The sequence below is a fragment of the Mesorhizobium sp. M2A.F.Ca.ET.039.01.1.1 genome, assembly GCF_003998035.1.
GTDB lineage: Bacteria > Pseudomonadota > Alphaproteobacteria > Rhizobiales > Rhizobiaceae > Mesorhizobium.
This window is the reverse complement of sequence record NZ_RZRY01000345.1, coordinates 1-6,662: the sequence shown is the minus strand read 5'-3', so window position 1 is coordinate 6,662 and position 6,662 is coordinate 1. Positions and strand designations below refer to the sequence as shown.

Genomic DNA, 6,662 nt, shown 5'->3' with positions numbered 1-6,662 from the left:
TGTTGTTCCACCTCCTGAGCCCATGGTGGTGGACGCCTATTGCCTCGAACTGGGACTATATCGACAACACCATCATCATCAGCTTCTGGATCACCGGCATCGTCTTTGCCGCTGTCGTCCTGTTCATGGCTTATTGCGTCTTCCGCTTCCGGCATCGGGAAGGCAATCGCGCGGCATACGAACCCGAGAACAAGCGCCTTGAATCGTGGCTGATGATCGTCACCGCGCTCGGCGTCACCGCTTTGCTGGTTCCCGGCCTGTTCGTCTGGAGCCGCTTCGTCACGGTGCCAGGCGATGCAACCGCAATCGAGGTCGTCGCCCAGCAATGGCAGTGGAGCTTCCGTTTGCCGGGCAAGGACGGCAAGCTCGGCACTTCCGACACCCGGGATGTCACCGCCGACAATCCGTTGGGCGTCGCCCCCAAGGACCCGAACGGGCAGGACGATGTCCTGGTCCAAGCCGCCGATCTTCATCTGCCGGTCGGCAAGCCGGTCAAGGTGCTGCTGCGTTCGATCGACGTGCTGCATGATTTCTATATCCCGGAATTCCGCGCCAAGATGGACATGATCCCGGGCTCAGTGACCTATTTCTGGTTCACCCCGACCAGAACCGGTACCTTCCAGGTCCTGTGCGCCGAGCTATGCGGCCAAGGGCACCCGCTTATGCATGGCGTGGTCGTGGTCGATACCGAACAGGAGTATCTGGCCTGGCTCGGCCAGCAGCAGACCTTCGCGCAACTATCGGCGCCCCAGCAATCGGGCTCGGCGAACCAGCCGCCGGGAAAGATAATGGCGTCCAATCTGGGCGTCGCGGCAAACTCGAAACTTTCGAGGTCCGCACAATAGGGCACGGAGGTGCTCCAATGGTCGACGTCACACCCGCAGATGCCGTTCCGCCCGCCGAAGTTGGGGAGGTCGAACTCTACCATCCGCACAGCTGGTGGACGAAATATGTCTTCTCGCAGGATGCGAAGGTCATAGCGGTCCAGTACTCGGCAACGGCAACCGCGATCGGCCTGGTGGCGCTGGTTCTGTCCTGGCTGATGCGCCTGCAGCTCGGCTTTCCCGGCACGTTCGACTTCATCACGCCGGAGGCCTACTACCAGTTCATCACCATGCACGGCATGATCATGGTGATCTACCTGCTCACCGCGCTCTTCCTCGGCGGCTTCGGCAACTACCTCATCCCGCTGATGGTCGGCGCCCGCGACATGGTCTTTCCCTATGTCAACATGCTGAGCTACTGGATCTATCTGCTCGCCGTGCTCGTTCTGGTATCGAGCTTCTTTGCGCCGGGCGGACCGACCGGCGCCGGCTGGACGCTCTACCCGCCGCAGGCGATCATGACCGGCACGCCGGGCGGCCAGGACTGGGGCATCATCCTGATGCTCTCCTCGCTCATCCTGTTCATCGTCGGCTTCACCATGGGCGGGCTGAACTATGTTGTGACAGTGCTGCAGGGCCGCACGCGCGGCATGACCTTGATGCGCCTGCCGCTCACCGTCTGGGGCATCTTCACCGCCACCGTCATGGCGCTGCTCGCCTTCCCGGCGCTGTTTGTCGCCTGCGTGATGATGCTGCTCGACCGTGCCCTCGGCACCTCATTCTTTATGCCGGCGATTGTCGAGATGGGCGAGCAGCTGCAGCACAATGGCGGCAGCCCGATCCTGTTCCAGCACCTGTTCTGGTTCTTCGGCCACCCGGAGGTCTACATCGTGGCCCTGCCGGCCTTCGGCATCGTGTCCGACCTGATCAGCACGCATGCGCGCAAGAACATCTTCGGCTACCGCATGATGGTTTGGGCGATCATCGCCATCGGCGCCCTGAGCTTCGTCGTCTGGGCGCACCACATGTATGTCAGCGGCATGAACCCCTATTTCGGTTTCTTCTTCGCGACCACGACCCTGATCATTGCCGTGCCGACGGCGATCAAGGTCTATAATTGGGTGCTGACGCTGTGGCGCGGCGATATCCATCTGACCACACCGATGCTTTTCGCGCTCGCCTTCATCGTCACCTTCGTCAATGGCGGCTTGACCGGACTGTTCCTCGGCAATGTCGTCGTCGACGTGCCGCTGTCGGACACGATGTTCGTCGTCGCCCATTTCCACATGGTCATGGGTGTCGCGCCGATCCTCGTCATCTTGGGTGCGATCTATCATTGGTATCCGAAGGTCACCGGGCGGATGCTCGACGAAACGCTCGGCAAGTTCCACTTCTGGGTAACCTTCCTCGGCGCCTACCTGATCTTCTTCCCTATGCATTATCTCGGCCTGATGGGCGTTCCGCGGCGTTACGCCGAGCTCACCGACATGACCATAATGACGGAATCGGCTCATCACCTGAACTCGTTCATCTCGATCATGGCCTTCATCGTCGGCTTCGCCCAGATGGTGTTCCTGTTCAACCTGATCTGGAGCATCCGGCATGGCCGCGAGGCCGGCGGCAACCCCTGGCGGGCGACGACACTGGAATGGCAGACGCCTGAGACGCCGCCGGCGCACGGCAATTTCGGCAAGGAGCTGCCCATAGTCTATCGCTGGGCCTATGACTACAGCGTGCCGGGAGCCAAGGAGGACTTCATCCCGCAAAACGTGCCGGGCGACTTCGCGCCCTCGAGGGAGCCGGCATGAGCGTCATCGTGGTCTTTCTGCTGGTGATCGCAGGCTTTGCCGGATGGTGGCTTTCGCACCAGCGGCTGACGGCCAAGCCCTGGCTGGAGCAAGGCCTGGCCGGGGATTTCGTCGGTTTCGACCGGTCGGCGCTGCCCACCGCCAAGATCGGCCTCGGCGTCTTCCTCGCCGTGGTCGGCTGCCTGTTTTCGCTGTTCACCAGCGCCTATTTCATGCGCATGGGCCTGCCCGACTGGCAGCCGCTGCCGCTGCCGCGCCTGCTCTGGCTCAACACCGGCTTGCTGGTGCTAAGCAGCGTCGCGCTGCAATGTGCCGTCGTCGCCGCGCGCAAAGGCCAGATCGACAACGTCCGGCTGGGCCTTGCCACGGCGGGGTTCACGACGCTTGCGTTTCTCGTCGGTCAATTGATGGCATGGCGGCAACTGACCGGGGACGGCTATCTGCTCGCATCCAACCCGGCCAACAGCTTCTTCTATCTGATCACCGGCATGCATGGCCTGCACATACTCGGCGGTCTGGTCGGACTTGGGAGGACGAGCATAGGCGCCTGGGATGGAGCGCGGCCGGAGCGGGTTCGCCTCAGCGTCGAGCTCTGCGGCATGTACTGGCATTTCCTGCTTTTCGTCTGGCTCTGCATTTTCGCCCTACTGGCGGGTTGGGCCGCGACCTTCATCGACATCTGCCAACGGCTGCTGACCTAGGAGACCGGCTATGGCTGAGACGACCATGACGCATGCCAGCCAGATGGAGCCCAGGCCCGCCGGTTGGCGCGGCATTGCCGCCGATTGGGCCTCGGATCAGCGGGCGTTCAAGAACGTGTCCTGGGGCAAGGCCATGATGTGGATCTTCCTGCTCAGCGATACCTTTATCTTCGGCTGCTTCCTGCTCTCCTACATGACCGCGCGCATGTCCACGCGCGTGCCGTGGCCGAATCCAAGTGAGGTCTTTGCCCTGCGTATCGGCGGCTCGGAGATCCCGCTGATCCTGATCGCCATCATGACCTTCGTGCTGATCTCGAGCAGCGGCACCATGGCGATGGCTGTCAATTTCGGCTACCGCCACGATCGCCGCAAAACCGCGATCCTGATGCTTTTGACCGCAGCACTTGGCGCGACATTCGTCGGCATGCAGGCCTTCGAATGGACCAAGCTGATCACCGAAGGGGTGCGGCCATGGGGCAATCCCTGGGGGGCCGCGCAATTCGGCTCATGCTTCTTCATGATCACCGGCTTTCACGGCACCCATGTCACGATCGGCGTGATCTTCCTGATCATCGTGGCGCGAAAAGTCTGGCGTGGCGATTTCGACATCGGACGGCCCGGCTTCTTCACCAGCCGCCGGGGCCGTTACGAGAATGTCGAGATCATGGGCCTCTACTGGCATTTCGTCGACCTGGTCTGGGTGTTCATCTTCGCCTTCTTCTATCTTTGGTGAGGCAGCTATGGCTGAAGCAACCGCAAACGGTCTCGGACAACACGCACTGCACGCCACCCATGCGCATGATGCGCCGGCCGTCGCCACCACCGACACCCACCAGGAGCACCCGATCAAGCTCTACCTGGTGGTCTGGGCGTGGCTGTTCATCCTCAGCACATGCTCCTACCTGGTCGACTATTTCGGCATCCACGGCTATCTCAGATGGTCGCTAATCCTGATCTTCATGATGCTCAAGGCGGGATTGATCGTCGCCGTCTTCATGCACATGGCCTGGGAGCGGCTGGCGATGATGTATGCGATCATCCTGCCGCCGATATTGGTGCTGGTCTTCGTGACCATGATGGTTTTCGAAGCCGACTACACGCTGCTGACCCGTATCGCGTTTTTCGGACCTGGCCCCTGATTGCGTAATCTCTTGCAGCGTCACGCGCTCTTTTTAGGCGCGCACAGGGCGCTGTACCGCTTTGATGGGACAATGATCCTTTTCGAAAATCGATCCCGATTTTCGGGTCATCCCGCCCGGTCGAAGGTGAACGTCATGGACACGCGAACGCTTGTCATACTCGGCCTTGGTATAGGTGTTCTGCTGCTGTTAGGATTCTTCGCGCTGCCGGCATAGCGGCGCGTGGGCGCGGCATTTCAACAGCGTAGCTGCAGGGCGACCAACGACAGTGGCCTATTTGGAGAACTGCTTCAGGTAAGCGATGACGTTGGCTATGTCCTTGTCATCCTTGAGGCCGGGAAATGTCATCTTCGTGCCCTTGACCATCGCCTGGGGGGCGTGAAGGTAGGTCGTCAGGGTGGACTCGTCCCATTTGAGGCCGGACTTTCCAGCCGCGATCATGGCCGCGGAATAAGTAAAGTTGGGGTGCGTTCCGGCAACGCGCCCGATGACCCCGTGCAGAGACGGACCGACCCTGTTCTGGTCCTGGTCGGCAACGTGGCAGGCCTTGCACTTGGTGAAGACCTTCTCGCCTACGGCGGCATCTTGCGCCTGCGATGGGCTTGCGAAGAAGGTCGTAGCGGACAAGACGATAAAAAGCGCTGTTGCACGCATCGCATTTCCTCCCTGATGGTCTCGTTTTTGCGTCGGAACGATCGGCACCTCGCCGGTCCCCGCCTGCGTGCGCTGCACGCTCGAGCGGAGGATCCGGGTTTCTTCAGTGGAATTGCGGCATCTACATACCACAGAATCGTGCAAATGGATAGAAAAAGGCGAGCTTTTGCCGAGGCTTAGGTCCGCACAATGCGATGCTCGATATCATCGGCAAGGTGTTTGGGCGCCCCATGACGACCGCCGAACTGGAAAGCCCGTTCTAAGGCATGTCTCCTGAAAGGGTGATCCGGTTCGGGAAAAGACAGCCGTAAAATCAAAAACCTAAAGCGCATGGAGCGAATCTGAAAGATCGCGACGCGCTTCAGGACGCGAGGTCAAGGTGGATCGGTTTTGCAGCTTGCGGCGATCTGGCCGATCGCTTTGGAGAGACCTGCAAGTTCGAAATCGGCCTCGCCGCGCCCCGACAGGAGGCCGAAGCGCCATGACAGCGTCAGCCGGCTCGCTGAAACCAGGCGCTTGATACCGTCGTCCCCATCCCTGACCAGCATTCTCCCGCGCGGGCCGACCGACCAGCTTTCATCGGTCTTGCCGCCGTCGACAATGACGGAGATGGTGATCTTGCGGCTGGCGGAGACCGGATCCTTGAGCTGCAGCCATTCGCTCCAGCGTGGTTCGCCATCGCGTCGGCAAGCCAAGGTCAGCACCGGGCTGTAGCCCAGCGCTCCGCCCCCTGTGATGAGCTTGTTGATGGCATGCAGCGAGGCCGTTATCTGGGCGTCGCTGCCGGTGTCGACGCGCCAATTGCCGAGATCCGGCTCGGTCCGGGCGCCTCCTTCAGCCGCCGCCAAGAGGAGGGCCGGGACATCCGGCTCGGCGCGGACGCTCCCGCCGATCGCCACCAACAAGAGCGTCGCGGCAACGACTAAGCCTCTTACCATGAACCCAGCCTCACAAACGCCTCCGACCCCGCGAACGCCATCGAAAACAGATAATCTTCAATGGTTGGTATCGCCAGCGGCAGACCATCAAGACAAGTTGCGTGTGTTGCCGCGCCGCCACAATGACACAGGCCGTAATGAAAAAGGCCGCCCGAAGGCGGCCTTTCGAAATTGCGGCGCTGAAACCGGTTATCTGGCTTCCTTGGCGGCCTTCTTCTTCGGCGCGGCCTTCTTCTTCGGCTCTTCCGCCTCGGCGGCGGCGTCGCCCGCCTCTGCCTTGGCTTCGGCCTTCTTCGAGGAGGCTTTCTTGGCCGGTTTCGCCTTGGTCGCGGTTTCGGCTTCCTCGTCGTCGGCCATCAGCTCGTCCTTGCCGACCTTGACGTCGTCGACCGAGATCTGGCCGAGCAGATAGTCGACGACCTTCTCCTCGAACATTGGCGCGCGCAGCGCGTTGATGGCTTCCGGATTGCTGCGATAGAACTCGAAGGCTTCCTGCTGCTGGTTGGCCGGGAAGCGGCGCACCTGCTCGAACAGGCCACGCTGCAGTTCCTCATCCGACACGGTGACGCCGGCCTTCTCGCCGATCTCGGCGAGCACC

At 61.3% G+C, this 6,662-nt stretch carries 7 protein-coding genes and 1 pseudogene; 5 read left to right on the top strand and 3 right to left on the bottom strand.

Annotation, left to right across the window (positions count from 1 at the left end; all coding sequences use genetic code 11):
* Positions 1 to 2 precede the first annotated feature (2 nt).
* Genes EOA24_RS23110 through EOA24_RS23090 form a run of 5 tightly spaced genes read left to right on the top strand, consistent with a single transcriptional unit; the run spans position 3 to position 4,472 of the window.
* Positions 3 to 845 carry a cytochrome c oxidase subunit II gene (locus EOA24_RS23110; RefSeq protein ID WP_245501833.1) on the top strand — a complete coding sequence of 281 codons (843 nt, stop codon included), beginning with the start codon at positions 3 to 5 and terminating at the stop codon, positions 843 to 845.
* Positions 846 to 862: 17 nt separating this feature from the next.
* Positions 863 to 2,632 (top strand): cytochrome c oxidase subunit I, encoded by a 1,770-nt coding sequence (gene ctaD, locus EOA24_RS23105; RefSeq protein WP_126082317.1) that lies wholly within the window; start codon positions 863 to 865, stop codon positions 2,630 to 2,632.
* Complete coding sequence (locus tag EOA24_RS23100; protein ID WP_126082316.1) at positions 2,629 to 3,333, top strand: cytochrome c oxidase subunit 3; 705 nt, start codon at positions 2,629 to 2,631, stop codon at positions 3,331 to 3,333. The genes ctaD and EOA24_RS23100 overlap by 4 nt, the downstream gene beginning before the upstream one ends.
* 10 nt (positions 3,334 to 3,343) lie before the next feature.
* Complete coding sequence (locus tag EOA24_RS23095) at positions 3,344 to 4,066, top strand: heme-copper oxidase subunit III family protein (protein WP_126082315.1); 723 nt, start codon at positions 3,344 to 3,346, stop codon at positions 4,064 to 4,066.
* A 7-nt stretch (positions 4,067 to 4,073) separates the two neighbouring features.
* Positions 4,074 to 4,472 carry a cytochrome C oxidase subunit IV family protein gene (locus tag EOA24_RS23090; RefSeq protein WP_126082314.1) on the top strand — a complete coding sequence of 133 codons (399 nt, stop codon included), beginning with the start codon at positions 4,074 to 4,076 and terminating at the stop codon, positions 4,470 to 4,472.
* Between the two features lie 273 nt (positions 4,473 to 4,745).
* On the opposite strand, the gene EOA24_RS23085 is transcribed toward EOA24_RS23090, so the two are convergent.
* The 3 genes and pseudogenes from EOA24_RS23085 to EOA24_RS23075 all read right to left on the bottom strand — a co-directional run.
* Complete coding sequence (locus EOA24_RS23085) at positions 4,746 to 5,126, bottom strand: cytochrome c family protein (protein WP_126083780.1); 381 nt, start codon at positions 5,124 to 5,126, stop codon at positions 4,746 to 4,748.
* A gap of 374 nt (positions 5,127 to 5,500) precedes the next feature.
* The gene (locus EOA24_RS23080) at positions 5,501 to 6,064 is read right to left on the bottom strand and encodes a hypothetical protein (RefSeq protein ID WP_245467016.1); all 564 of its coding nucleotides are present in this window, start codon (positions 6,062 to 6,064) and stop codon (positions 5,501 to 5,503) included.
* 189 nt (positions 6,065 to 6,253) lie between these two features.
* A pseudogene (locus EOA24_RS23075) lies at positions 6,254 to 6,662 on the bottom strand (trigger factor); the annotation flags it as partial.